The organism is Ensifer adhaerens, from assembly GCF_000697965.2.
GTDB classification, from domain to species: domain Bacteria; phylum Pseudomonadota; class Alphaproteobacteria; order Rhizobiales; family Rhizobiaceae; genus Ensifer; species Ensifer adhaerens.
In genome coordinates this window covers 1,160,975-1,187,945 of record NZ_CP015882.1, presented here as the reverse complement: position 1 = coordinate 1,187,945, position 26,971 = coordinate 1,160,975, and the positions used below count along the sequence as shown (strand labels likewise).

21 protein-coding genes and 1 pseudogene are annotated in these 26,971 nt (G+C 58.1%); 13 read left to right on the top strand and 9 right to left on the bottom strand.

The window, feature by feature from the left end; all coding sequences use genetic code 11:
* Nucleotides 1-2 precede the first annotated feature (2 nt).
* The 4 genes from FA04_RS32980 to FA04_RS32965 all read left to right on the top strand — a co-directional run bounded on the left by FA04_RS32980 (nucleotide 3) and on the right by FA04_RS32965 (nucleotide 8,367).
* The gene (locus FA04_RS32980; RefSeq protein WP_051659476.1) at nucleotides 3-2,981 is read left to right on the top strand and encodes a hypothetical protein; all 2,979 of its coding nucleotides are present in this window, start codon (nucleotides 3-5) and stop codon (nucleotides 2,979-2,981) included.
* Nucleotides 2,982-3,586: 605 nt separating this feature from the next.
* A complete protein-coding gene (locus tag FA04_RS32975) occupies nucleotides 3,587-5,296 on the top strand; it encodes an SIR2 family protein (protein WP_034799040.1) in 1,710 nt (569 codons plus the stop codon).
* Nucleotides 5,297-5,364: 68 nt separating this feature from the next.
* The gene (locus FA04_RS32970; protein ID WP_167550735.1) at nucleotides 5,365-5,940 is read left to right on the top strand and encodes a hypothetical protein; all 576 of its coding nucleotides are present in this window, start codon (nucleotides 5,365-5,367) and stop codon (nucleotides 5,938-5,940) included.
* 3 nt (nucleotides 5,941-5,943) lie between these two features.
* Entirely contained in the window at nucleotides 5,944-8,367 is a 2,424-nt protein-coding gene (locus FA04_RS32965) for an AAA family ATPase (RefSeq protein ID WP_034799038.1), read from the top strand.
* Nucleotides 8,368-8,771: 404 nt separating this feature from the next.
* Here the strand turns inward: FA04_RS32965 and FA04_RS32955 are convergent, their stop codons facing one another.
* The 7 genes from FA04_RS32955 to FA04_RS32920 form a co-directional block, all read right to left on the bottom strand.
* The gene (locus tag FA04_RS32955) at nucleotides 8,772-9,071 is read right to left on the bottom strand and encodes a DUF6634 family protein (RefSeq protein ID WP_034799033.1); all 300 of its coding nucleotides are present in this window, start codon (nucleotides 9,069-9,071) and stop codon (nucleotides 8,772-8,774) included.
* A gap of 1,039 nt (nucleotides 9,072-10,110) precedes the next feature.
* Nucleotides 10,111-10,671 carry a GNAT family N-acetyltransferase gene (locus FA04_RS32945; RefSeq protein ID WP_034799029.1) on the bottom strand — a complete coding sequence of 187 codons (561 nt, stop codon included), beginning with the start codon at nucleotides 10,669-10,671 and terminating at the stop codon, nucleotides 10,111-10,113.
* Nucleotides 10,672-10,695: 24 nt separating this feature from the next.
* Nucleotides 10,696-13,053 (bottom strand): Orn/Lys/Arg family decarboxylase, encoded by a 2,358-nt coding sequence (locus FA04_RS32940; RefSeq protein ID WP_034799028.1) that lies wholly within the window; start codon nucleotides 13,051-13,053, stop codon nucleotides 10,696-10,698.
* A gap of 232 nt (nucleotides 13,054-13,285) precedes the next feature.
* Nucleotides 13,286-13,858, bottom strand: coding sequence for a DUF1349 domain-containing protein (locus FA04_RS32935; RefSeq protein ID WP_418235972.1), 573 nt, complete (start codon nucleotides 13,856-13,858; stop codon nucleotides 13,286-13,288).
* A 136-nt stretch (nucleotides 13,859-13,994) separates the two neighbouring features.
* Nucleotides 13,995-14,405 (bottom strand): BA14K family protein, encoded by a 411-nt coding sequence (locus FA04_RS34845; protein ID WP_060644252.1) that lies wholly within the window; start codon nucleotides 14,403-14,405, stop codon nucleotides 13,995-13,997.
* 139 nt (nucleotides 14,406-14,544) lie between these two features.
* Nucleotides 14,545-14,913: a polysaccharide deacetylase family protein gene (locus FA04_RS32925; RefSeq protein WP_034799026.1), complete on the bottom strand. Its 369-nt coding sequence runs from the start codon at nucleotides 14,911-14,913 to the stop codon at nucleotides 14,545-14,547.
* Nucleotides 14,883-15,530: a polysaccharide deacetylase family protein gene (locus FA04_RS32920; RefSeq protein WP_034799025.1), complete on the bottom strand. Its 648-nt coding sequence runs from the start codon at nucleotides 15,528-15,530 to the stop codon at nucleotides 14,883-14,885. Before FA04_RS32920 ends, FA04_RS32925 begins: the two co-directional genes overlap by 31 nt.
* Before the next feature lie 421 nt (nucleotides 15,531-15,951).
* On the opposite strand from FA04_RS32920, the gene dtd reads away from it, so the two are divergent.
* Nucleotides 15,952-16,395 (top strand): D-aminoacyl-tRNA deacylase, encoded by a 444-nt coding sequence (dtd, locus tag FA04_RS32915; protein ID WP_034799023.1) that lies wholly within the window; start codon nucleotides 15,952-15,954, stop codon nucleotides 16,393-16,395.
* A gap of 83 nt (nucleotides 16,396-16,478) precedes the next feature.
* On the opposite strand, the gene FA04_RS32910 is transcribed toward dtd, so the two are convergent.
* Nucleotides 16,479-17,450 (bottom strand): DMT family transporter, encoded by a 972-nt coding sequence (locus tag FA04_RS32910; RefSeq protein WP_034799075.1) that lies wholly within the window; start codon nucleotides 17,448-17,450, stop codon nucleotides 16,479-16,481.
* A 143-nt stretch (nucleotides 17,451-17,593) separates the two neighbouring features.
* On the opposite strand from FA04_RS32910, the pseudogene FA04_RS36750 reads away from it, so the two are divergent.
* The 3 genes and pseudogenes from FA04_RS36750 to FA04_RS32900 all read left to right on the top strand — a co-directional run.
* A pseudogene (locus FA04_RS36750) lies at nucleotides 17,594-17,719 on the top strand (LysR family transcriptional regulator); the annotation flags it as partial.
* 96 nt (nucleotides 17,720-17,815) lie between these two features.
* Nucleotides 17,816-18,511: a LysR substrate-binding domain-containing protein gene (locus FA04_RS32905; RefSeq protein WP_234798836.1), complete on the top strand. Its 696-nt coding sequence runs from the start codon at nucleotides 17,816-17,818 to the stop codon at nucleotides 18,509-18,511.
* Nucleotides 18,512-18,592: 81 nt separating this feature from the next.
* Entirely contained in the window at nucleotides 18,593-19,501 is a 909-nt protein-coding gene (locus FA04_RS32900) for a LysR substrate-binding domain-containing protein (protein WP_034799021.1), read from the top strand.
* Here the strand turns inward: FA04_RS32900 and FA04_RS32895 are convergent.
* Nucleotides 19,498-20,448 carry an alpha/beta fold hydrolase gene (locus tag FA04_RS32895; protein ID WP_034799020.1) on the bottom strand — a complete coding sequence of 317 codons (951 nt, stop codon included), beginning with the start codon at nucleotides 20,446-20,448 and terminating at the stop codon, nucleotides 19,498-19,500. The genes FA04_RS32900 and FA04_RS32895 overlap by 4 nt on opposite strands.
* Nucleotides 20,449-20,737: 289 nt before the next feature.
* Here FA04_RS32895 and FA04_RS32890 point away from each other — a divergent pair, with 289 nt between their 5' ends.
* From FA04_RS32890 to FA04_RS32870, 5 genes are all read left to right on the top strand, one after another.
* The gene (locus tag FA04_RS32890; protein ID WP_034799018.1) at nucleotides 20,738-21,178 is read left to right on the top strand and encodes a VOC family protein; all 441 of its coding nucleotides are present in this window, start codon (nucleotides 20,738-20,740) and stop codon (nucleotides 21,176-21,178) included.
* A 134-nt stretch (nucleotides 21,179-21,312) separates the two neighbouring features.
* Nucleotides 21,313-22,629, top strand: a complete 1,317-nt coding sequence (locus FA04_RS32885) for an epoxide hydrolase family protein (protein WP_034799015.1) — start codon at nucleotides 21,313-21,315, stop codon at nucleotides 22,627-22,629.
* Between the two features lie 458 nt (nucleotides 22,630-23,087).
* Nucleotides 23,088-23,417, top strand: coding sequence for a DUF6522 family protein (locus FA04_RS32880; RefSeq protein WP_051659472.1), 330 nt, complete (start codon nucleotides 23,088-23,090; stop codon nucleotides 23,415-23,417).
* Between the two features lie 167 nt (nucleotides 23,418-23,584).
* The gene (gene ric, locus FA04_RS34840) at nucleotides 23,585-24,292 is read left to right on the top strand and encodes an iron-sulfur cluster repair di-iron protein (RefSeq protein ID WP_082584650.1); all 708 of its coding nucleotides are present in this window, start codon (nucleotides 23,585-23,587) and stop codon (nucleotides 24,290-24,292) included.
* A gap of 495 nt (nucleotides 24,293-24,787) precedes the next feature.
* Nucleotides 24,788-26,947, top strand: a complete 2,160-nt coding sequence (locus tag FA04_RS32870; RefSeq protein WP_034799011.1) for a NosR/NirI family protein — start codon at nucleotides 24,788-24,790, stop codon at nucleotides 26,945-26,947.
* Nucleotides 26,948-26,971: the final 24 nt, after the last annotated feature.

Below are 26,971 nucleotides of genomic sequence, written 5' to 3'. Positions count from 1 at the left end.
CAATGATTGCGGAAGCACCGGGTGGAATAGTCAATAAGTTTGCTCTGGTCAGAGCCAGTCGGCCACCGAGTGCTGACGCGCTGAAATATTATTTTATCAACCGCCCCCCAGAACAGACGCAACTGTGGAGCGATCTTTCAGCCGCCGTGGCTGGTAACGCTTCATCAACACAGTTGATTAGCGTCGCGGACTCTTTCTTAAGTGCCAACAACGTTGGTACCATACCTAACTTCGCGACTTTCACCGATAGCTCGGACGTTGCTCGCTTGATTGGAGATGCAATCCGTGAGGGTGATCTGGAAGGCATCAATAGCCTTATCAAGGGAAAGTATGCGGACTTATTCGCGCAAGGGGGGGTGGGGCCGGAAATATCTATCCATGTATGGGATCATTTAGCAGCGCGCCTGATTTCTGGCAGAAACCCGGACGACGCCAACAGCCTTTTTACAATCCTTCGGCTTCTACATATCGCGCAATACCATTCGGCCACCCAGTCGAACGCGGATGAACGGGTTTTTTGGGCTGACATTGTAATCCCTGCGGATCTCAAATCCTTCATAGATTGGGCGCAGAAGGACCGGCGGAAACAAAAAACTGAAGCTCAAACGGCCGCCCAAGAGGCGAAATTCGATGCCTTAGTTAAAGACGTAAAAACTGCGCTTCTTGCGCGCGCCGGCAGGAGGTTTCTAGCGCAATCAATCTCTGCAAATGAGATCGGTACTACTCCCGATCCCGCTGCTGTCGTTACTTCAGACGGCCAAAATGATGTCGTACGCACACCTAATGCAACTAACGACTTTGTGCTCCATGCGGCGGCTATAGGTCGCCTGGGAGCTATGCCGGATTTGCAGGCCTTCCTCACATCTTTGTCACCGGGAGGAGTATTGGCCACGGCCAGCATTTTTTCCCTTTCCAATCAACTTGACAATGCGGCGTTAGCTGTCACCTCTACGCTTCTTTCCCCACTCTCCACGTCAGCGATGATTCAAGCTGATAGGGCGCTGGAACAGGTTGCTGAGTCGATCGCGAGGGGAGCCATTCCGCAAATACAGGCTACGGCTGAGCAACTTTGCGTCCAAGTAGCGTTCGGGGCAGGGCCAGGTCTTTCGAGCGTTCTCCAGGATGTCTCCCATCCAAATCCGATACAACCTGCAGGCATCGGTGATTTGAAAATTGTAAAGCAGCAACTTCAGAAATATGCGCTTGGAGAGGTTGCTCATATAGAGAATGTTCTTGCCGGAGAGGCTAGGGAACGTATTCATACTTTATTGGATCGCACAGAGCAGCAGATAATACTTGAAACCGAAGAAACAACAGAGTCCGAGAAAGACCTCCAATCGACCGATCGTTTCGAGTTATCCCAGGAACTTGAGTCGATTAGGAAAGATGAAAAGCAATCGGAAGCCGGTATCAATGTAACTGCGTCCTATGGCGCGGTTTCAATGTCAGCAAACGCGAAGACTAGCAACAGTCAAGCCGCTGAGCAGTCAATCAAGGTCTCACAGAAAAACGTTAGAGAGACTATCTCGCGAGCTATAGAGAGAATTCAAAAGAAGACGAGAAGACAGCAGACGGTAGTGATGATCTCCGAGCGGACCGAAACAAATAAGCATTCCTTCGCAAGCGGTGACAAGTCGATTGTTGGACTATACCGGTATGTTGACAAGCATTACTGGTGCCAAGTTCTAAATTACGGAAGCCGCCTGATGATCGAGTTCTGGGTCCCAGAACCTGCGGCATACTACCAATACAGTCAACAGGCTGCCCCCAGAGAACAGGGCAATATGATTCCACCGGAGGAGCCAAACATAACCGCAGAAGACATCACTGTAGATAACTATAAAGGCCTTTCGGCAAAGTATCACGCTGACATCCCCGAGCCACCCAAAGCATTTCAGTTTCGCGGTCCGATCACCCTGTTAGCAGAGGACCAAGCCGGGGGGGGCGGGCCGGACAGCGGTAAGTTCACTGTTCCAGATGACTATGAGGCGGTTCACGCCTACGCGACCTACGTCTTTCAACATGTTAGGGGCGACGGAGCGTTCCTAACTTTCGCAATTGGAAGTACGATGTGGGACACAGAGTATTGGGCGTCGACGAAATTCTTTTACCCGCCGCTTAGAAAGGACATTCGGCTGCGGGGCTGGGGATACAACACGACTAAGTGGATGTGCGGCGTATCGTTGATTCTGCAACGTACGGATGAGGCGCTTTCGAAGTGGCAGCTTGAAGCCTATGCTGCTATAAGTACATCATATAAACTTGCTAAGGAGGACTTTGATCGAAGAATTGCAGAGGCCAAACTTGGACAGCAGAATATATCTATTAGGAACGACATTGAGTATAGAAGTATTGAGAAAGGAGAACTGAAACGGGCTGCGTTAGAGCTTTTAACCAACCAACACTTTGACAATTTCTCTTCGATCAACCTGGTCGATCACGTGCCGGTTATCGACAACAGTGCCGCATTGAAAGAAGCTCCAATTGTCCGTTTCTTTGAGCATTCATTTGAATGGGAAAATATCGTATACACCTTTTACCCATATTTCTGGGGACGCAAGAGTACGTGGCCCGAAAAGCTTGCAGCGGGGAATTCTGACCCGGTATTTGCTCGCTTCCTTGGGGCCGGATACAGTCGGGTAGTCGTTCCCGTTCGCAGAGGATACGAGAATCACGTTAGCCTTTATATTACAACAGGTATTCTGTGGGCCGACGGTGATGCCCCTGTAATAGGGAGCCCTCAATACTTATCTATCATAGATGAGATTAAGGCAATCGACAGTGCGATTTCGGATACGCCCGATCAAGAGGGAGTAGCTGAAGGAGCGCCTTGGCAGATCAAGCTGCCGACCAACCTAGTTTGCATCGACACAGATGATCTGGAGCTGCCAAGTTGGGAAGTTCGGCCTCCCGGAAATCCAGTCCCATACGTGCCTTCCACTGCGACCTGCGACGGTGTTCCATATAACGCGGCTCAATAGCCTAACGAGCGATCTATATTGGTCGAGTTTGCCGCTCTAGGCTACGGACTACCAGCGAATCCGGGTAATGACTATCTGAAATCAAGCGACGGTAAAAGACTAACAAAAGCATTTCAACGTCGGGCAAACCAGATAGGGGCCTCTTCTTCTGTGCTGGGGAAGGGCCTAAGGGTAGACGGTGTCATTGGGGCGTGCACGCTGCGTGTACTCACGGTGGCTTCAGATATGCGTCAAAGCGGGGAGTGGCCTGGTCCAGGAACTCCCTGACTTCGGACTGACGTGAAGGTGGGATTATCCTGAGTCGCCCGGTTCTACCGAGAGGACGACAGGATGTGCCTATCGTCGCATACCCGGAAGTGGCGATCAGTCAACTACCCAAGGGGTTTCCGACACTGCCAAGGTAAGGACACCTCGCAAGTGATTTTCGTGCCAGAGCACGAATGTCCGGCAGGTCGTCGCCTCAAGGATTGGTGGCGGGCTGCCCGGGCGTGATCAGGTTTTCACGGACCTCATCCAGGCGTAAGTCTCAGACGGCCATGGACCAGACTGATTTTGGCGAGTAAAAGAATTCGTCTACAACACCTTCCGATTGTTCCTGAGGCTGAATGGCACTTCCTCCTGCGGCGACGATATCGATTTCCCAGACCCTCGCTATGCTGGACGGGCCGAAGAGGGAGCTGGCAGAAGGCGTCGCCAACGATCGCTATGTCTTCTGGTTGGGGTCTGGCATCTCGCGAGAGCGGATGCCGGATCTGAAAAGTCTGGCGAAGCGAATCCTTATTTCGCTTCAGGGGCGGATTGATCAAAACGATCCGCATTGTCGTTTTCGCGCCGCTCTTGATTCCGTCATCGGTCACGCAGCACCGAGTCCCGAGGAGTGTGACACAATCGACTACTCGACCAGTCCGGATCTGTGGCCAGCCTTCGAAGCGTTAGCCGGACGCCTAGTTAACAACTACGCGCGCATGCTCGGAGTGACGGTCGAGGGCGAGGAGGCAGACTATCTCCTCTGGGACGTCTTGAATGGAGCTGCCGTCTACTCTGATCTTACGATCGAGCCCGACGCCGAACATCTCTGCCTAGCGGCCCTCGCCATGGAAGGGGTTGCGTCCGAGATGCCGTCGGCGAACTGGGATTCGCTCGTCGAGAAGGCTGTAGGCATCCTAGGTGGCGGAAAGCCAATTCAGCGCATCGCCATCGCCCCCGGCGATACTAGGGCAGGACGAAGGCGCACTAATCTTTACAAGTTTCATGGCTGCGCCAGATCAGCCTTAGAAGATCCAGCAAAGTTTCGTCCGCTGCTTGTAGCGAGGCAAAACCAGATCAATGGCTGGGTCGCAAACAACCCAGTTATGGCGAACGCCCTCATCAACTTAATCGTTACCAAACCGACCCTCATGCTCGGCCTTTCTGCGCAGGACTCGAATATCCAGAGCCTCTTCGCCAGTGCTCAGGTTCAGATGCCTTGGCACTTCCCGGCTCATCCGCCAGCTTATGCTTTCGCTGAAAACGCTGTTGGAGGGGATCAGGAAAGCTTGCTTCAGAATGTCTATCATCAGGAATTCAATGCTGGAACCCGCACAGCGATCAGAGCCGACGCGCTCGTTCAGGCTTTCGCCAAGCCGCTTCTCTTGGCATTGCTCCTGTTCGTCCTCACGCAAAAACTGACATGCCTATTGCGTGAAGGATTCCCGGCGATACAGGAATTTGATAGGGCGAAGCTAGCAGAAGGGCTTGAGCACGGTCGCAATCTTGTGGCTGACAAGGTGACTGCGAGTGCGGACGACGTCGTGAGCCTGATCACCATGATAGGTCGGACCATGACAATGCTCAGAGAGGGAGCGCTGCCAACCGCTGCAAACGGCTTGTATAGCCCGTTGTCCGCTGAGCCATTGGAACTAATGAGTGCGAATCCCAACCTCACGAGTGGAGGAATGGCCGAGTTCGCAGTTGCTTTGAGTCTAGTGGGTCTGGGCTTGGACAGAGGACTCTGGGCCGCAGAAGGGCCAAATACCTCTGCAGTAGACTCTGGTGCCTTTGGCTTGGTGGGACGCAGTGGCGCGGCGAAGATCTTTTTTGCAAGCGATCATCGCGCGGCCATTCGCTTGACCACTAACGGCCTGCTGGCGGACAATGATGATGCCGTCGTCGTACACAGCCAGTTCAATCCTGCCCCGATGCATCGATCACCTCGACGTCCGCCGGGCCGAACAGGACTGGCCCCGGTTCGTGAGGTGAGCGTCGAGGAACTGCTTGCAGAAGGCACCGAGGTAGAGGATCTTCTGGAACGCTTTCGAAACAAGGTGGCCCTATGACGGCAATTCCTGCGGAGAGAGTTGCGGCAGTTTTGGGGAACGCGGGGTACCGTCGCCTAGACACACCGTTGGAGATCGCGGGTTTGGTCTTCGACGTGGCCGGCGCTTTTGTCGGGGTTGGACATTCCGCCGATCTGGTGATCGTCGGCGACATGGCGGCGAACGGCGAAAGAAAGGTGGTCCAGCAGATCGAGGGCATTGCCCGTGCTCTCGATGTGATGCGCTCGCAACGGCCCCTGACCTCGATCATCGTCGGCCCGCGCCCGGTTGGGAGGAATTTGCAGGCGCTTTCACAGGTCGGGCGAATTCTCGCAGTGGAGGAAGCAGCCGACCCAAAGGACCTTCTGGATAAGCTATCGATCCTGCTTCCTCTGAAGCTCCCATCGGGCGTGCTTAGTGATTATGACATCGGCGTCGGCGATGATGATATCGTTCCTAGTACCGAGCAGTCCGCAGAGCTTCTTGAAGCTTCTAATCTCGGCAAGGACGCCGTCCAAACGCGCTTTCATGAGGCTCTCAAGCGTGCCTTGGGAGAGGAAGATGACGACGACGAGATAGACGATTCCTGGCTTGGCGAAGAGCTGGCGGAGGATGAAGAACAAATAGAATCCGAAATTCATAGTGACCGCGATGCGGAGGCCTGAACGATGCGATTGAAGTCGCTCTACATGAAGGATTTTCGAAGCGTTGATGGTGAGGCATTGGTTTCGCTCGACGCGCCGATTGTGCTTATCCACGGCCCCAACGGAGCGGGTAAGACAAGCCTGTTGTCGGCGATCGAAATGGGCCTTACTGGGGCCGTGCCATCGCTATCGCGCGCAGAACCCGACTACCTTGCTTATCTGCCGCACAAGGACAGGCCTTTTGGGCAAGTCAGGGTTGATGTTGAGACGGCGTCTGGAGAACGCATTATTGGGGATATGAGAGTGACGGCGGACGGTGTTGTTGGTACTCCGATCCTAAGCCCTCTCCAAGGGAGTTTTTTCAGCGAGCGTTGCTACCTTGCTCAATCGACCCTAGGGCGCCTTCTCGAGATTTACCAGCATTCCGACAAAAAGACGGATTCGCCTCTGACCCGCTTCGTGAAGGAGTTGCTGGGCCTTGATCGCATGGAAGCAATCATCGCCGGTCTTCACTCGGCCGGCAACATCTCGCGCCTTCGGATTCCAGTCCCATCGTACGATGAGACACGTGCCGCGATCGCGGCGAAGGAGAAAGCGATTGCTGAACTCGAGAAGCGAGAAATCGTTCTGAAGACGTCCGTCGAAACGCTTGAGGGAGAGGTTCGTGAAATCCTGAAGCGTGTTGATCCTGAGCTAGCGGCCACACTCGGCGACATATTGGAACTGCCCACACGCCTTCAGTCTTCTGTCGAGGAAAGCGGCCTCATGGCGCTCGAACGTTCGAGGCGAGAAGTTGCCGTCCTCGAGGAAACCTGGAACAGGGCAACGAACGCCAGTGGTGCGGGCGAGCGACTTCTGCTTGAATCAGTTGCTGATGAGGCCGGAAAAACGTTCGATGATTGGATTCGCACGCGCGGTCAGGACGTAGAGGCGCTTCTACAACAGGCGGGAGGCCTTTTTGCAGACCTCGCCGTATCTAGTGAAAGCGGATTTGTATCGCGCAGAGTTTCTATAACTTCACGCGTACGAGTGGATATCGCGCGGATCGAAGGTGTTCTGAATTCGCACGAAGAGGCGGTTCGCGTAAAAGCCGAGACTGGCCGAGAGATCGTTGAGGCTCGAACACGCATGGCGCGGCTCGATGAGCAGCTAAACGACGCGACTGATACCAACGAGGTGCTCGCAAGGACGCTTTTCGAGCTCAGCACGCACATCCATGACGATCATTGTCCGATATGCGATCGGAACTTTAACGAGGTGAGTGCAACACCGCTCAATGCTTATGTCGCATCAAAAGTCAGCACCATGCTCGAACACGCGGGGCGGCTCCGGTCTATATCGTCGGATAAGACCAATACGAATGCTGCCATCGCACAGTTGGAGCGTAGGCTTTCGGAGGTCGGGACCAATGTCCTGCCGGACGAGGAACTCACAGGTTTAAAGATGCGGCTGGCCGATCTCACCGATTTTGAGCTGCAGTTGAATGCGGGCACGGCCGATATGCAGAAAGGGGACGATCTGAGAAGCGCGGCTACGGATAGCGCCAAAAACGCTACCGCGGTTCAGATCGCAGATCAATCCATGGAAGTGCTTCGGAGGGATACAATCGCGCTTGCGCATCGTATCGCCGTGCCGTTGGAGTCCCACGAATCGACCGGCGAGCTCCTTCGGCGGATGCGTTCATCCATCGACCACAGGGAAGGTGTCTTAAACGAGAGACTTGGTGAACGCCGAACCGTTCTAAACAAAGCCGCTTCTCTTTCGACCGCGATCGAGTCCCTTTCTGCACTGCGCAACGAGCGGAAACAGTTGATGACGGACGTCACCAAGCTTCGAGGAAAGCGATCGGAGGCCGACGGCATTATCGATGCGGCAAAGGATCTCGTCCGTAAAACACGCGAAGCGAGAGGGAAAGTGGTTCGCAAGGTGTTCAACGACGAGCTCAACGCGCTATGGCGAGATCTTTTCGTCCGCCTCGCGCCGGAGGAACCCTTTATCCCTGCCTTCGCGATTCCCGACGGCGCCACCGGTGATATCGAGGCCATTCTCGAAACACACCATCGCCGCGGCGGCAAAGGCGGCAACCCGCGCGCCATGCTCAGTGCCGGCAATCTCAATACGGCCGCCTTGACGCTCTTTCTCGCGCTTCATCTTTCGGTGGAGACTCAGCTTCCCTGGCTCGTCATCGACGATCCGGTCCAAAGTATGGACGAAGTTCATATCGCCCAGTTCGCGGCGCTGATCCGGACGCTTTCGAAACAGATGAATCGGCAGATCGTCCTTGCTGTGCACGAACGGTCGTTGTTCGACTACTTGTGCCTGGAACTGAGCCCCGCTTTTCCTGGCGACAGGTTGAATGTGATCGAACTAGGCAGGAACACGACGGGCCAGACAACGTGTCGTTGGGATGCCAAGCTTTACGAGAATGATCGAGCTATTGCGGCGTAGGCGCCCTTGTGTCGTAGGCATGGGTCTTATGCGGGGGTGCCGGGTTAGAAGGGACACGTCATTAAGTCTCCATCTATTTCTCCGGGTTCTCGGAATTCCGCTTCTTCAACGTCTCTCGGCGTTTCCCCCGCGACACGATCTTTCTTCGTCCGACCTTGGCCGGCTTGAATCCCGCCTTTGACAGCGCTTCGCCAAACGTTTCGTTGTTGTCTGCAGTCTCCCCGGACGAGCGATCGTGGTCCACTTTGGCCGGCTTGTTCTTATCACCGCAAGGCATGCAAGTCCTCGTTTTCAACACTCCGCCATCTTAGAAATTCCGCGGATTTGGATTGGCCCTGCATCTCAACTCGTTTCCCCATCTTGCCCGAGGCGCGCGGCTATGATGTCCACGAGGGACCCGCAGATCACTGTCCTTCAGCCCCGTGAGGACGTCCCAAGCGGTACCAGCGGTTTACTGTGCGGGCCACTCCCTGTTCGACATCGAGATAGAAAACCTGAGTCGTGACGCAGCGGTGCCCATCCGAAATCCGCGGATGTCCCGAGACGATACCTGATAGTCCGAGCGCGGAGGAATACACCAGAGCAAACTCATCAAGAATCGGCGCGTTCGCCAGCAGCGTAGGGGTGAACTTTTCAGAGCTGGCTTGCCGGATATCGTGGGCGAGCCGGGCGAGTGTGTCGGCGTCAGTGAATGTGTGCGGCATAAGGATCTATCCTAGTTGGAATTGGCATAAATTGGAGGGGCGTGAGCGGCGGCCCAAACCTTTGCGCCGACATCTTGGCGAAGGAATCGGCGACCACGTGAGCTAATGTGGTGTTGCTTTGCTTTGTGACCACCTCCCGGCGTGTGTTTTGATTCACCTCCGGGATGTGTTTTTGCCGGCCGGCGTGCTCGTCGAATCGTCAGCGCGAACATCCCATCGGTTCAAGGACTCGGTTGCGTCCGCCGCCGGTCGCCCGAGCAGATACCAATGGTTCGCAGACCGCGCCAATTTCCCCCTTACCGAGAGCAAGTGTAGTGGTGTAGTGCATTCAAATGCGCCCCAGGATTCATGCTGGAATGAGAGACCCTTTGGCTGCCTGAGTTCTCCTACCAGCATAGGCACGGATCGTTCCGCTATGAACCAGTTTTCGAACATCGGAGCCTCAAGCGACTCGATGCCGGGAAGACGCTCATTTTCGCAGATCGTAAATAAGTCCTCCGAAAGCTCCCAGGCGCGCCGGCCGTGTCTGAGTATGGCCAGATACGATGAATTGAAATCACTCTCTCCAAACCTCAAAAGGTCCATTTGCTTCGCCTTTACGTGAAGTTGGTATCGCGATCATTTAGTCCACTAATGGAAACATAATGATCATGTATGGGATAATTTGTTAAAACTGCATGTTTGTCAACTCTTTTGAGCGTTGATAAAGACGACAAATCGAATGTCTCGACCATGGACTGCTAAGGGCTCGTGTAGAGAACGGTATGCGCGGCCATCGCTTGCGTTGGGGGGTGGTCAATGCAGCGGTCCCTATTAGCCAAAAGCAACCGTGAGCCACCATACCACTGTGCCCTCCCAGAGCGCCGATGGGTCAGTTAACACCGGCGCTGGCCAAGAACCCTGAATCCTTTAGATGATTATTTTGAGCTCATGTCGGTATCGGTGGTTGCGGGCCCCCGCAACCAAATCAAAAAAAGCCCGCATGGAGAAATCCAGCGGGCTTTTTGACGTTTGAACGGCGCGCACACAGGGGCGACCCTCATCGGGTGGAGAGAGGCGGCGGCGGTGGCGGCGTCGTCGAGCCCGGACCCAGCGAGCGTTGGACCATGACGCTATCGGCCCAGCGCCCGTAACGATAAGCGACACCCGGAAGCAGGCCGACGCGTACGAAGTTGAAGCGTTCGTGCAAAGTGAGGGAGGCGACATTGTCGGCGTCGATGTAGCCGATCATCTGGTGAAAGCCGGCTGCGGCGCAGGCGTCGATCAGGCCCCGCATGAGCAGACGTCCGACGCCTTGACCGAGATGCTCGTGGTGAACATAGATCGAGTGCTTGACCGTGTAACGGTAGGCGGGGCGCTTGCGAAACAGCACGACATAGGCGTATCCGACCACCACGCCCTCCTTCACCGCGACGAGATGGGGCAAGCGGCGGCTTTTCAGGTTCTTCCGCCGCTCGCGAAGGTCGTCCGGCTGTGGTGCGTCGCCCTCTTCGACACCCTCTTCTATGCCGCGTCGGATGTGGCGGCGATAGATGGCCAGCATGGCATCAACGTCGCTCTCCCGCGACCGGCGAATGATGATTGCTTCATCCTGCGGCATGAGGGGTCTCGAAACTCCAATATTCTATTCAGCGACGACGTAGGTATGAAGTCGTATGCGACCCGACGCGTCGGTTTGGCGGTAAAGGCCCTGGATCTCGACGTCGAAGCCGGGGAAAGTGTTGAAGCAGGTTTCGAACATCTTGAGATAGTCGATCATCGGCTGTGCGCGCTCGGTCAGTCGCTCGCCCGGCACGATTGTGGCGATCCCCGGCGGATAGACGACAAAAGGTGTCGTTGCGATCCGCCCGGCAATAGCGTCGATCGGCAGAAAGTCGACGTCGTTGCGCACAAGGCAGCGCGCCGCGTCGTGGGGTGAAAGGGCGATATCCGGCAGATGCTCTTCAGAAAACTGCTTGGCCTGCAGCGCGCTGACATTGGCGTCGCGGAAGAATCGATGCATCTCGCCGCACAGATCACGCAATCGCACCCCCGCGTAGCGGCCGGGGCGGCGGCGATAGAACTCCGGGATGACCTCTTCCAGAGGCGCGTTGTCGTCATGAAGCCGTTTGAATGCGACGAGGCCGCTGATCAATGTGCCCGCCTTGCTTGCCTCGACGCCGGGCGTGAGCAGAAACAGCAGGGAGTTGAGATCGTTTTTCTCGGCGACGATCCGGTTCTCGCGCAAGTACTGCGCAACGATCGGGGCGGGAATGCCGTGCTCTGAATATGCGCCCGTTGCCCTGTCAAAACCTGGCGTGAGGAGCGTGAGCTTGTTGGGATCGGTCATCGCGAAACCTGGCGCCATGTCGGGAAAGCCGTGCCATGCAGCCCCCGGCGTGAGGTGCCAGAAGGCCGGATTGGTGGCGAGTTGATCGGTGGCGACGCTCTCCCATGGCACGTCGTGTACCGCCCCGGGGCTTGCCACGTCCGGCATGGCCACGCGGTCCGGCACGAAGGGCTCGAAGAACCAGCGGCGCTCGGGCCGACGCTCCTTTTCCTCGAACTCCCTACGCACCGCCCGGATTTTCTTGCGAAGCTCGATGCCGAGCCGGATCGTATCGTCCCACAGCACTTCGCCGGAACGACCCTTCATCATCTGCGCGCCGACATCGAGGGATGCGAAGAGCGGATAAAAAGGCGACGTCGAAGCGTGCTGCATGAAGCTCTCATTGAAGCGTCGGTGCTCGACCCGGCGCTTCTGGCCGGTAATGTGCCGATCCTTCATGTGGATCTGCGATGCCTGCGAAAAGCTCGCAAGCTGCTTGTGCGTGGATTGCGTGGCGATGATACCCGGTGCCTCGGGTCCGAGTTCGGCAAGGCCCATGGCAAAACGACCGGCATAGAGCGGATGAAATTTCATGAAGCCCGCCCAGGCCTCGTCGAACAGGATGTAATCGCACAGATGGCCGATGGCTTTCAGGATCATCTCGGCATTGTGGATCGTGCCGTCATAGGTGCACTGTTCCACCACTGCCACCCGAAACGGGCGCGGTTTCTGCCAGGCATCCGGATCCTTGACCAGCGGGTGGGCGCGGATGCGTTCGCGCAGCGCCTCCTCATTGAGCGCGCCTAAATCCATGGGGCCAATGAGCCCATGGGCATTTCTGGCCGTCGGCACATAGACCGGGATGCCGCCGGAGATCATCAGCGCGCCGTGATGGGCCGCCTTGTGATTGTTACGGTCAAACAGCACCAGGTCGCCATCGGTGACCAGGGCGGAAAGCGCAACTTTGTTGGAAGTCGAGGTGCCGTTAAGGACGAAGTAGGTCTTCTCCGCGCCAAAAATCTTGGCGGCTTCCTTCTGGGCGGCGAGCGCCGGCCCTTCATGGGTCAGGAGATCGCCAAGATCGAGCACGGAATTGTCAAGATCATCGCGAAAGACCGCTTCGCCCAGATGCTCCATGAACACGCGGCCGACCGGGCTGCGGCTGTAGAACACGCCGCCGTTGTGTCCGGGGCAGGTCCAAAGCTGGTTGCCTTCCTCGGCGTAATCCACCAGCGCGCCAAAGAAAGGCGTCTTCATCGTCTCGGCATATTGCTTGAGGCGGCTGATGAGGTTTTTCGCGATGAAGGCAGGCGTCTCTTCGGATAGAAAGACATAGCCGTCGATGAAGTCGAGCACTTCGACCGGTACGTCCTCAAAGCGCTTGCGCCGGATCAGAAGGATGATCGGGAATTCGAGACCGCGTCGGCGCATCAGATTGATGAGGGAGGCGGTCTTGCCTTCCATGCCTTTCTTGCCCCAGTCAACCATCATGCAGCCGATGGCCGCGTCCGTCTGGACGGCGATTTCCGCGTCCTCAAGGCTCCGTGCGCGGACCACCTCGAAACCAGACCGCTCGATCTCCTCGACAATCTGCTTGTACCGGGCCCCCTCGAGATCCTCGTTGTCGAAGGCGGGTGTCGCGAACAAAAAGGTGAAGCGTCTGAAGTAATCCATCTGTGCCTCCGCCATTTACACGAAGCGAGTTGTTCGTGCGTTTCGTGACGATGTTGTGACGGCGGCTCTGGTTAGACGCGATCTGTGAGCCGCAGAAGGTTGCGGAACGTCCGATGCGCTCTTGAAGTTCCACTGCGGCAAGGCGCGCGCGAAGGAATACCGACCACGGGTCGGACGTCCCTTCAATGCCCGATCCAGGCGAGCGGATCGCCGCTGCTAGCAGCAAGGGCTCCTATGAGGCGTGCAAGTCGCGCGATATCGGAGCGCCCAGGCAAAATCCTTCGAACTGCGCGGTAAAACCTTCGCGCTCAGGAGAGCAGGCCATGACACCGATCCGTGCGTCTTCACCGGAGAATGGACATAACCGCGCCATCTGCCACGGACCATCGCCAAGGTGAAACTGGACCCTGAGCGCTGCCTCGTGCCGCGTCAGCCGGATATGCACTTCGGCGTTCGGCTGCGCTTGCGCAAGCGGGATTACGGACCAGTCCGACGTTCCGTTCGTGACGACAACTGAGAAATGCATCAAGCCGTCGGTGAACTCTATGCCGGTCTTGAGCCAGTGTGTTTCGTCGATAATCAGCATCAGCCCGGCTTGATCGTAGAGCTCGCGATAATCACCGCGCACGACCACCGATGCGGTAAAATCTCCGCTCACCGCCTGCAGTCTGGCATGACCGGAATGGCGCCTGAAGCCATAGAAGGTTGTCCGCCAGAAGTCGGTATTCGCCTCCGTTTTGAGGGTTAGCACGCCATTTTCGACGTTCCAGTTTCGAGGCTCATTCAACCAGGTAAAATCCGTCAAAACTCCCTCCAGCCTTACGATCGGCACGCAGGGCGCACCCACCATTGCGGCACATCTATGGCCGAAGCAGGCGTCCGTAAAGGTTTCTGCGCGAAAGGTCGCCTGTGTGGGCGACTTTCGGCCGGAGGCGCAGCCTTCACCTGCATTCGTAGCGCCGGCCGTCACGCCCAATGAATGTTCCGCTGCGCGGGTCATAGGAGCGGTAGCGCGCAAGGCACCGCGCATCGCGATCGTTGCGCCGATAAGCTTCCACCTCGCGCTTCCGCTCGGCCTCCTGTGCCGCACCGATAATGATGGCACCGAGGGCCAAACCGATCGCGCCGGCGGCCAAACCAGCCTTCATATCCTTCTTGTCCTGTTTTTCCTGGCGCTCGCGCCACCGATCGCGCCGCGCCTCCTCACAACGCCACCGGTCTCTTCCGTGAAGGTCCCGACAATGGCGCCAACCTCCATCGTAATCGTCAGCAAGGACGGTTGGAGCTGCAGGCACAGTCGCGCCCAAAGCTGCGGTCAGCGCGAGAACCTTACCGAAGACCGACGCACGCATGGGACATACTCCTTCAAATATCGAATCGACTGTTCAGGAGTCTTGGGGCCACGCGTTGCGAGAACATTGCGGCGAAGCACAGGGTTATGCCGTCGCGGCCAAGCGATTGCTGGAGCTCGATCTTGGCCACGGATGCGGATCAGAGCGGCGCGTCGGGACCGGTGTATTGGGTCACCCATGCCGGAGGCTCTTCCTCCTTGCTTCCATCCACCTTGAGGTCCCGCTCCCTTGCCCAGCGATACCCCCACATTGGTCCGAACTTGGTGGCAAATCGAGGCGGCTGCCTGTACGCCGGGGGGGCTTGCGTCTCCTCCAGGGAGACGAAGCGGTAGCCCGTACTTCTGAAAAGCCCGAGTATTCGATCGATGGTGGCCGCATTGATGCGATTGGCATGAAGCAGGAGAATGCCGGGCGGTTCGCACCCGAGGACCTTGCGGTTCAGATCCGCATAATACGCAATCTCGACGCGGCTATAGTCTATGTAAGCGTCTTCGATCCTGCGGGCCATCGCCGTATCGGATCGCGCCAATGCCCGTTCATAGCAGCATCAAACACATAATCCGACGTATCGATGGTGGATGCCGCGAGATGATAACCGCGTTCGCCAAGTACCCGTTCGAACGCCTCGCGACGTTGATCCGTGTCTCCGAGGTGATTGTAGGGAAACCGGAAGAACCGAAGGGTTCGGCCGGCCTTTTCCACCATCGGCCGAATGGTCGCCTCTCCGTCAATCACTTCGCGACGAAACGCATCGACGTCCAAGGTATTGCTATCGGGGTGGTTCGCACTGTGATTGCCAAGCTCGAATTGGCCAGTGTTCCACGGCTGCAACAGTGCCTGACCGATCTCACCCAGCGCCTGCACACGCCGATCGACGACAAACCCGATAGCGGGAACGTTACGAACGGCGAGACCGGCCAGGATGGCTTCGTTCGTGGCCCTCGCGACCGCAGCGAGTTCCTGCCCTCCCGCATCGCCTGCGCGGGCATAAGGGAGATCGTCGAACGTGATGGCAACCGTTCTGTCGTGCGGAGAAGGGCAAACGGGTTCGATCGCCTGCGACCGGGCCGGATCTGCCGGCGTCAGCAGCAGCACGAGACCCGCCATCACCAGCCTCGTGCGCATTCCATTTCCTCGCTTGGTTTCTCTTTCTGCGCGCGGAGTGCCGTTTTGCGTCGTGTCGCTGTCACAAATGCTCAAGGCCGTTTCGCTCCCTGTTTGAAGTGCGCGGCTTCATGCGCCGACCTTCGCCAATCTTCCATTGATTGGCGAGATCACAGCGCCCGGATTGCCTCAACATTGCGTACGATCCGACAAGCCCAACACGGTCGCGATCAAACGCGGTAGCTCGCCGTCGTCCACGGCCATTCCACCGCGTGAAAATGCTACCCCCTTCAGGCACGGTAGCGAGCGCCGGCCAGGTCTGCCCATCGTTCGACCAGGTCTGACGACGTCGTCCAGACGGTTGCTGTCGGGTCGCATAGAGCTTGATTGCGATCGCCTCGGAGTGGATAAACGCCGGCAAGCCATAGGGAGATTCCTTGCCATGAGAGCACTTGTCCAGCGCGTTTCATCTGCGCGTGTCACGGTAGACGGCGCGGTCACGGGAGAAATCGCCAGCGGCCTGTTGGTGCTCGTGTGTGCGATGAAGGGCGACACCGAGAAGGAAAGCGAATGGCTGGCGCGCAAGATCGTCAACCTGCGCATCTTCAGGGACGATCAGGATCGCATGAACCGTTCCCTGGTCGACGTGGGCGGCTCAGCGCTCGTCGTCAGCCAGTTTACCCTGGCCGCAGAGACGAAAGGCAACCGGCCGGGCTTTTCTACTGCCGCGCCGCCGCAGGAGGGTAAACGCCTCTATGAGCATTTCTCTGCACAAGTCTCGACCCTTGGCGTTGCTGTTGCGAATGGCGTCTTCGGCGCGGACATGCGGGTGGAACTGGCCAATGACGGTCCTGTAACGATCTGGTTAGATACGGCGGCCGGTTGATCGGTTTTGCGCGAGGACGCGCATCAAAGAAAAGCGGCCGACCGAGGTCTCCATGACCAGGGGGGTAGCCCATCGCGCGAGCGTCAGGATGGCTGCGCGATGGCCTCGTTCATTTGGGCCTGCTGACCGTAGAACACGCGAATGGCAAGAACGACACCAGCGATGAGCACCGCGACGCCGGCTGCCTCCATCATCGTCGGCCAACGTGCATGGACAACAAGTCCGCCAATTACGCCGAAGGCCGTTTCCGACACGATCAGCTGTGCCGCGAGCGCAACAGGAAGCGTCCTCGACGCGACATTCCAAGCCCATACCCCGCACACGGTCGCCATCAGTGCCAGCGACGTTCCCCATAGATAGAGGGAGTCGGCGGCTTCCCAACCGAAACCGAGCTTCGGAAGCTGGAAAAGGTCCATCGCCGCACCGACCGGGTAGAAAACCAGCATCTGGAGACCACCGCCGATCAGGATCAATGCGGACCATATGCCCGAAGGCATCGCCGGGCGGATTGCGAGCGCTGCCTGATTGGCGATCGCGAACCATACCCATAGACCGACCGCGGCCAGAGCAAGCGGAATACCAATCCAGAGCGAGCGAACGGAACCGAGACTATCTGCGGTGAACGCCGTGCCGTTGACCAGCACGAGACCGATCGCGACCAGTGCAAGCGGTGTCATCAAGAAGCGCCATGGCAGTGACGCCTGACCCCGGTTTCCAATGACGGCAAGCACAATCGGAACCAGGCCAAGGAAGGCAGGCGCAATGACCGGGCCGGCGTAGATTGCCGCTCCCGTTACCGTCAGGAAGTAGCCGACATAGCCGATGAAGGCCAATCCCGTGGCAGCCATGGCGTTTTGGAACGTCAGGTGGCGCAATGCCGTCTCGCGTTCTGAAAACAGAATGAAGACCCCAACCGTCGCCGAGACCACATGCCGGATAAGAGCAAAGTCGAACGTGGAGAAGTCGCCGATTATGAACGGCACGACGAAATTGAGGGAGAAGGCAAAGGCTGCAAAGAGCGCGGCAAACACGCCGACCGAAAACTGCCTGTTCATCATGAGCATAGCCTCAGAGTTTTGATCGAGCTTTGCCGATTTTTCGTTGCCAAGCTCCGTTTCCACGATCCTTAAAGGGATAATCCTTCCCTTCGCGCGCTTCGACGCATAAGTTCGCAAGAGGGTTTTCGAAAAACAGAAACATGAACTGGAACGATGTCCGCTACTTCCTTGCAGTGACACGCCAGGGCGGCCTCACCGGCGCTGCGCGTGAAGTGAAAGCGAGCGCTTCGACGGTGGCGCGACGGATAGAGACCCTGGAATACGCACTGAAGACGCGCCTGTTCGAGCGCCGGCCGGACGGCTACGAGCTCACTGACGCAGGGCGGGCGATGGTCGAGAAAGCAACGGCGATTGAAACCGCCATGCGCGAACTGGAAGGCAGCTTTTGCGGCCAGGACGGTCGCGTCTCGGGGGCGGTTAGGATTATCACCGTCGACACGCTCGCACATCACCTGCTGATGCCAAACCTGCCTGCTTTGCAGGAAGCCTATCCCGATCTTTCGTTGGGCGTTTCGGTCAACGCCACGTCCTTCGCCCAGATTCCACAGCGAGAGACGGATATCGGCCTTCGGCTCTGCCGCCCTGAACAGGGCAACTATGTGGTGCGTCGGATCGGAACGATTGCGTTCGGTCTCTACGCTTCGAAAGCCTATCTTGAGAGCCACCCCGTCCGGGAAAATAAACTGCCGATCACCGGCCATAGGCTGATTACCTGGGGCGATCCCCTGTCGTTCCTTGTCGTGCCCAAGACCCTGCGCTCGTGGGTCAAAAGCGGCATCGCCAACCTGACGGTCGATACGATGCAGGCGCAGGTGCTCGCGATGAAGGCGGGCAACGGCCTCGGCGTATTGCCGTGTATCCTTGCCGACACGGAGGACGAGCTTGTCCGGGTCAAACCCGACCTTTGCAGGCAGGAGGAAGCCATTTGGCTTGTCGTTCATGAAGGGGTTCGCGACACCAAACGTATTCGTGTTGTTGGCGATTTCCTCGAGACGATCGTGAAGCAAGGGCAGCGCGCACTTTCCGGTCGGTTTTCGGAACAATTGCAAGTGAAGTGACGCATGAGTGTCTTGTCTTTTGGCAGGGCGAAAGGGGCGTCACGGCGCGAAACAATCAGCGGTCACGTTGGCGGGGGTATCATGGATCGCCTCGAAGCAATGAAAATGCTGCTCGCAGTCGTTGATGCCGGCAGCATCTCCGCAGGAAGCAGGAAATTGAATGCTCCGCTGCCAAGTGTCAGTCGCAAGGTTGCCGAACTCGAACGGTACCTGGGGGCGAGCCTCATCGTGCGCACCAGCCGCAACCTTCAACTCACCGATGCGGGCCGGGAATATGTCGAGGCGGCCCGAAAGATCATGGGCGATCTGGAGGAGGCGGAGCGGCGAGCCTCGGGCGAATACCAGACACCGCGCGGCACGCTGACGATCACCATGCCGGTCGAGTTCGGCGCCCGCTACATCATGCCGATCGCCCTTGGTTATATGGAGACACACCCGGAGGTATCGTTGAACCTCCTTTCGCTCGACAGAACGGTCCATCTTGTCGAAGAGCAGGTCGATATCGCCATTCGTCTCGGCGACCTCGCGGACAGTTCGCTCTATGCGGTCAAGGCTGGAGAGTTTCGCCTGCTGACCTGCGCCAGCCCGGCATATCTTGAGCGCCGGGGTGTGCCGACGCATCCGGGCGATCTCGAAGGCCATGACGGAATACTCTTCAACAAGCGGACGTTCTTCTGGACGTTCGATGTCGACGGCCGCCCGATGGAGGCCGTTCCCCGCAATCGTCTTGAGGTGAATACCGCGGCCAATTGCGTGGCCGCGGCGGTCGGCGGAGCCGGCATCGCCCGCTTGTTCGATTACCAGATCCCGGACGAGTTGGCGTCAGGCGCCCTCGTGCCGGTTCTGGAGGGTTTCGACGGCACGTCGAGACCGATCCACATCGTCTATTCCGGTCAGGGCATGCTCACGTTGAAGGTGCGCTCCTTCATTGACTGGGCCCTGCCTCGCCTTCGCACTGTCTTCGGGCGGAGTGAGGCCTTAAAGGCCTAGTCGGCGAAGGCTCGGCGAACTTCGTCGACTGTTCGTGCCGGATCCTGAAGGTGGGGGAAGTGGCCAATACCCTTTAGAACGGCGAATTTCGAACCGGTTCGATTGGCGAACTCCTTGCCCATCTCCGGTTTGATGTAGATGTCCTTTTCGCCCCAGATCACCTTGATCGGGGTCTTGAGCCTAGACAGATTGGCCTCAAGATAATCTTCATCCCGCGTGAAGTGGGCGTAATAGAATGCGAAGGCGTCGGCTGTCGTCACACCGTCGCGCATCCAGGATTCCTTCATGTCCGATAGCACCTCGGACGGCAAGTCGAACTGGTTTTCCGGTGCAAGGCCGCGCCGATGTACGTTCTCCAAGATCTCGTCGCTTGTCTTGTTCATATAGGCGCGCGTTGGTGTTGCCGTCGGTTCGGCCTTCAGATTTTGAAGGCTCTCGTACATCCAATGCGGCCGGTTGAACGGCGCAAAGTCGCCGACGATGATCTTCTTCGCGACCGCCGGTTCTTCCAGCGCAAGAAGCAGAGCGGGAAGGCTGCCGATGTCCGAGGCGTAGATCACCAAATTCGATCGGTCGATGCCCGATCTGTCGATATAGGCTTTGAGAACCTTGGCGTAGTCTCTTGGTGAATAGGAGAACCGCTCCGGGGAAGGACGCGACGACTGGCCATAGCCAGGCCAATCGAACGCATGCACTTCGTACTGTGCGCCCATAGTTTCCGTGATCTTCGTCCAGACGCCCAGCGTCTCGGGAAAGCCGTGCAGGAAGAGAACCGTGCCGTTCGGATTGCCCTGACGGGAAACCATTCGTCGGAGCGTTATGTTCTCGTCGATCGTAATGAAGTCGATTTTCAGGGCCGTTGCGGAGCCGATTGGGCCCGCGTGTCCTGGTGCGGTCGATGCCATGATCGCAGAAGCTGTTGCGACGACGGTCTTGAGCGATGCCATGTCTTTAAGTCCTTCCGGTCTCTGAATGGTGAGTGTGACCAGAGCATCGGGCATCGAGCAGTCCGTCGGCAGATGCAGTTTTTGAGAGGCACCCTCTTGAACTCGGGCAAATTCGCTCTCGAGTGGACGCCAGTGCATTCAAGCGAGAGGATGGCTCTCAGATTTGCTCAGTACCGGGCAGCAGGTGCGATCCGTAGATTCCCGTCATTCATGTATCGGCGGGTTTAGCGACGATCCCGAACGAAGCAGCGAGACGAGACCGTCACTCGCGACGAAAGGACTGAGGAAAATGAACGACATCACGGCCTCCCCGCACAAGGAGATCGCGGAAAAGACAAGAGCGCTCGCCGGCCACTCTACCGTCGGCACGAACGACCTCGATGCCGCAGCGGCTTATTATGACAAGCTCCTTGCCGTCTTCGGCATCAGCCGCGTGCTCGTCCAGCCCGGACGCGCTGTCTATTACGGCCACCGTACCCTCGAATTTGGTGTGACGAAGCCCTTTAACGGAGAGACAGCGGTTGCCGGCAATGGCACCATGGTCGCCTTTGAAGCGCGCTCTCGAGCCCAGGTCGATCAGGCTCATGCCACCGCATTGGAAGCAGGAGGTTCCGACGAGGGTGCTCCCGGCCCGAGAGGCCCGGACGGCGGTGACCCCTATTGTGCCTATTTCCGAGATCCCGAAGGCAACAAGTTTCTCGTCTACCGCAAAGGCCCCGACGAGGTTTGATGATCAATGGAGTGCGGGGGCCGTCGCGCGGGGCGAGCCCCCCGCTCGACCTGTTTCCGCGCATCTTTTGAACAAGAGCTCTGCGCGGATCTCTCCAATGCGCCTTCTTGATTAGCGGACAGGAGTTTTTTGAAATGAACCTGGAAAACAAGGCTGGTGACGGGCCGCTCACGCGACGCTCGTTTCTGTTTCGGGGCGCTGCGATCGGTGTAGCCGCCGCGGTGCTGCCCAGAACCGGCATCGCAGCCGACATCGTGAACGCGACGGCGACGGGCGATGCCATCCATCCATTCAAGGCCGACATTCCTGAAAATGCCCTCATTGACCTCAGACGGCGCCTGGTCGCAACCCGTTGGCCGGACAGCGCGACCGTCGCGGATCGGTCCCAGGGCGTCCAGCAGCGAAAGCTTCGTGAACTCGCGCAGTATTGGCAGTCCTCCTATGATTGGCGCCGGGCAGAGCGCAAGTTGAACGCGTTTCCCCAATTCCTGACGAAGATCGACGGGCTCGACATCCATTTCATCCACGTACGCTCCCGCCATGAGAACGCTCTTCCGCTGATTATGACCCACGGGTGGCCGGGTTCGATCTTTGAACTGCTTGACGTCATTGATCCGTTGACGGATCCGACTGCACATGGCGGTAAGGCCGAAGACGCCTTCCATCTCGTCATCCCTTCAATCCCAGGCTTCGGCTTTTCGCAAAAACCAGACACGACCGGTTGGGAGGCGCAACGGATCGCACGTGCCTGGGACGCCCTCATGAAGCGGCTCGGCTATAACAGCTATGTCTCGCAAGGCGGTGATTGGGGCGCGATCATCAGCGATGCCCTGGCGCGTCAGGCGCCAGCCGGACTGCTTGGCATCCACGTCAACAGGGTGGAGCGTTCGACGACGCTTCCAGCGGACGCTGCCAAGGCGTTGAAGAACGGCGGGCCAGCTCCCGAGACCATGTCTGCCGATGAAAAGAAGGTTTTCGACGAGGCTCGCGACTTCCTGAACAATGGTTTCGGCTACGCCTCGATCCTCAGTACGCGCCCGGAAACGATCGGCTACGGCCTTGCCGATTCACCGGTGGGGCTTGCAGCCTGGCTCTTGGACAAGATCGCCGACTGGGTGTTCACGCGTGGCGATGCGGAACAGGCGCTCGGCAAGGACGCCATCCTCGACAATATCACCTTGTATTGGCTGACCAACTCAGGGCCCTCAAGCGGACGTATCTATTGGGAGAACGTCAAGGCAGGCGCGAAGCTCACGCCAGCCAAGGTTCCTGTGGCCGTCACCGTCTTTCCGGGCGAGGTCTATCGGCCACCGAGACAATGGCTGTCAAAGGCTTATCCAAAGCTCGTCTACTACAACCGCGCCTTAAAGGGTGGGCACTTCGCCGCCTGGGAGGAGCCCGAAATCTTCGTCGAGGAGATCAGAGCAGGTTTCAAGTCTATGCGCTTTTAGACGACGGATCGCCATTCCAAGAGACCAAGCAAGCTCCGCGCGGAGCCGGCATCGGTATCGGCTTTGCGGCAGAATACTTAAGTCGAGTAGTCAGTAGCCGACGTGCTTGATCCGATGCGATACCGGGATATCGATGATGGCGAGGAATTTAACGACCGCGTCGAAAGCTTGCGTTAGCGCAACGAGGCCTGACGCCAAACATCTAGCAAGGAGCAGCCGGGTTTCGCGGATCGAGCACATTGGAGGGCTCAAATCATGGTCGAGATGGAACAGAGGGATCCAACGTTATGCGATTGCACGATTGAGGTTGCTGAACTGTTTGCCAGCATCCCGGCTGCTGGCATTGACGACGGCTTTTTGCTCGATCTTCTTAGCGTTCGCCTTGAGGCATCACGGGTCCGTCTGACGCGGCCTCATCCGCGCGCGAGGGACGACACATCATCCAAAAGAAAAGCTCTATGCTGACACTGACAAACCGACGAGTTTTGCGCGTCGAGCGCGACGCCAGTGGCGATTTCTCCGTGCCGGCGGCGACCATGTCGTCGGCGCTGCGTCTGCCCCCGACTGAGCTTAGAAATCGCCTCGGCCGGGGAGAAGTCAAGAGCCAGGTTGAGATCGGTCAAGGGGAGCACCTGGGCACATTCCGGTTGACGCTTCGGTGCGGCGGGCGTCTCTGGAATGCAACCGTATCTTCCGATGGTACGGTGATCGATGAAGTCTTCACGTTCGATCGCGAGCGCCTGGCGAACTGGCGCCGTCGCCACGGCACCAGCGGCAAGGGCTCTTAACGGTCATTCAGATCTTCAACGATTGCGATCCTTCCGGAATAAAGTTGCGTTTCGACAAAGAACGATCGGAAGAACTGCCCCAGCTTCTCCCTTGAACAACGATCATGGATCGCCCCGCTTTGAAATCGATTGCGGATCATGACCTTTTAGGCGCCAAGGAGAGCACATTGACCGAATACACATTGGACACAGCCGTCGGAGTGATTGCGTGCGAGCTTCCCGGTGCCGCGGAACTCTTCAGACAGCACGGTATCGGATTTTGCTGTGGTGGCGATGTACCGCTTGCGCAAGCGGCCGCGGATGCCGGCATAGAGGCCGCTGATCTGCTCGATCGGCTTCAGGCGTTGGAGCTTGCCGCAAGACGCGAGGCTCCGGATGCTACAGGCGAGCTTATCGCTCATATTCTGGAGCGTTATCACCAGACCCACCGCACCGATCTGGAATGGTTGATCCCGCTTGCCCAAAAGGTGGAGCACGTCCACGGTGCTCATCGCTCCGCGCCACTTGGTCTTGCCGACGCGCTGGCCGAGCTCAAGGACCACCTTCTTCCCCACATGGCGCGGGAAGAGCTTGCGCTCTTTCCGATGATGCGCCATGAGCCCGATCCAGACATCCGACATCTGATTGCCGGCATGCGGGACGATCATGCATGCGAGAGCCGGAGCCTCGCCGTGATCGAGCATTTGACGCATGGTTTTACGCTTCCGGACGGGGCCTGCAGGTCCTGGACGGCGCTCTATGTCGGGGTTCAAAAATTCTGCGACGATCTCGTTACACATATGCATCTGGAAAACAGCGTTCTGTTTCCGCGGTTCGCTGGCATTGATGCATTTGAGGGTTCCGCTCTCTCGCCAGCAGCGCTTTCTGCGGGGTGAGGCCCTGACAGGTCTTTCCGGCATCGCTTTGCCCAACGGGAGGAGGCGGAGCTTCACACATCTTTTTGCACGCAATCCGACCCGGCGCTTAGCGCCGGGCACACCTTCACTGTTTTGAGCTGGCGCCGCCATGCCCCCACGAGGCACGGCGGCGAATAATCTGCTCTTCGCGAGCCGAGCTCACAGGGCGGAACTTGTTCGCACGACCCGCAGTAGTTGTGGGTGACGGGCTGCCTGCCGTCCCCTGGCAGGTATTGCGGGGAGGGCAGGCCATGGGCCGGGCGATCCGACTTCAAAGGTATTGTTCTTGCGCCGGTCGGCCGCCGGCTTGACGCGAAGTCCATTCCCCAGCTCCATCTGAGCATCAAATCGTGCACGACATGCGGCAATCAAGGATTGCAATCAACGAAGCTGTCTTTGTTTGAGCTAGATCAAAGAATGTCCCGCGCCAAAGTTTCAATGCTCCGGCAACGATTTGCGGGAAAACACCCTGGAATGAAACTCTTCCGTCTTGTCCTTTTCCTCTGCCTCAGCCTCTGCGGTGCCATATCCGCCAGCGCGGCATCGGTGCTGCAGGCGTTTTTGCCGACCACCACAGCCTCCGATCTTGTGCCAGGAGCGGACGGTTTTGGCGCTGTGCGTGATGATGTGGCGGCGGCCCCGGTGCTGAAGGGCGGCCAGACGGTGGCGTGGGTTTTCGTGACCTCGGATTTCGTCGGAACGACCGGCTATTCCGGCAAACCCATCCATACGCTCGTGGCGGTGGACAAGGATGCGAAGATCGTCGGCGTCCGGCTGGTGAAACATTCGGAACCCATCGTCCTCATCGGCATTCCCGACGCCAAGGTGAAGGCGCTTGTTGCCGGCTACGCAGGCCTTGATCTCGTCGCCGAGGCGAAATCCGGCGGCACGACCCACGAAGTCGATATCATCTCGGGCGCGACGGTGACCGTCATGGTCATCGACGATTCGATCGTCCGGTCCGGGCTAAAGGTTGCGCGCGCGCTCGGGCTTGGCGGATTGACACCGGAAGCGGACAATGCCGGCCCGCGCTTCGAAATCGATCCCGCGGCTACCGCGCCGGCCGACTGGGTCGAGGCAGAAGGTGACGGCACGCTGCGCCGCCTGTCGCTCGACGTTGCGCAGGTCAATGCTGCTTTCGCCGGCCATCCCGATGAGCGCGCCCGCGAGCGCGCGATTGCGCAAGCGCCGGAAACGACATTCATCGAGATGCAGGCGGCACTGGTCTCGGTACCTTCCATCGGCAAGGCCTTTCTCGGGGCAGCCGAAGAGAAAAACCTTCAGGCTTGGCTTGGCGAAGGCGAACACGCGATCGCCGTGGTCGGACGCGGGCTCTATTCCTTCAAGGGATCAGGCTATGTGCGCGGCGGCATCTTTGATCGCATCGTGCTGATCCAGGACGATGTTTCCGTTCGCTTTCGTGATCGCGACCACCGTCGCCTGGGCGCAATCTCGCTTGCCGGTGCGCCGGAATACAACGAGATGGACCTGTTCCGCATTAAAGCAGGCCTCGGCTTCGACCCGACAAAACCTTTCCGCATACAGCTCCTGGCCCAACGTGAGGTTGGACCGGTCGAAAAAGTCTTTCATACCTTCGATCTGGGTTACCAGCTTCCGCAGAAGTATCTGCGTGCTGTCGCGCCACCACCGGTGAAGGACGTTGCAGCCGTTGCTGATCGTGACGAGGGGACTGCACAGTCCGACCTGTGGAAACGCATCTGGGACGACTCGAAGCTGAAGATCGTCGTGCTCGGCGCCATGTTGGTCGTGCTGACGGGCGTGTTCTTCTTCCAGACCTATGCGGTCAGGAACGCGCGAGCGTTCTACATCTTTCGCATCATCTTCCTGACGGTAACGCTGGTCTTTCTTGGCTGGTATGCCAACGCGCAGCTTTCTGTCGTCAATCTGATGGCGCTCTTCGGCAGTCTCGTCAACGGGTTCAGCTGGCAGGCTTTCCTGCTCGATCCGCTCACCTTCATCCTGTGGTTTGCCGTTGCCGCGGCACTCCTGTTCTGGGGACGAGGAGCCTATTGCGGCTGGCTCTGCCCCTTCGGCGCACTGCAGGAGCTGACCAACCAGATCGCACGCAAGCTGCGTATCCCGCAATGGACATTGCCATGGGGCCTGCACGAGCGACTCTGGCCGATCAAATACATGATCTTCCTCGGCCTTTTCGGGGTCTCCCTGATGAGCGTCGAGCAGGCAGAGCATCTGGCCGAGATCGAGCCATTCAAGACAGCGATCATCCTGAAGTTCATCCGCGCCTGGCCGTTCGTGGCCTATGCCACAGCACTTCTCGTCGCCGGGCTCTTCGTCGAGAGGTTCTATTGCCGCTACCTCTGCCCGCTCGGTGCGGCGCTTGCGATCCCTGCGCGCATACGCATGTTCGACTGGCTCAAGCGCTACCATGAATGCGGGAACCCCTGCCAGACCTGCGCCCACCAATGTCCGGTGCAGGCGATCCACCGGACCGGCGAGATCAATCCGAACGAGTGCATCAACTGCCTGCACTGCCAGGTGCTCTACCAGTCCGAAACCGTCTGCCCCGTCGTGATCAAGAAGATGAAGTCGCGGGCGAAGCTTGCGGCAAGCCCGGGCGGCGTGCCGACCCATCAACCCGCAGCCAAAGTTTAATCGAAGCCAAGGTTCAAGCAAAAA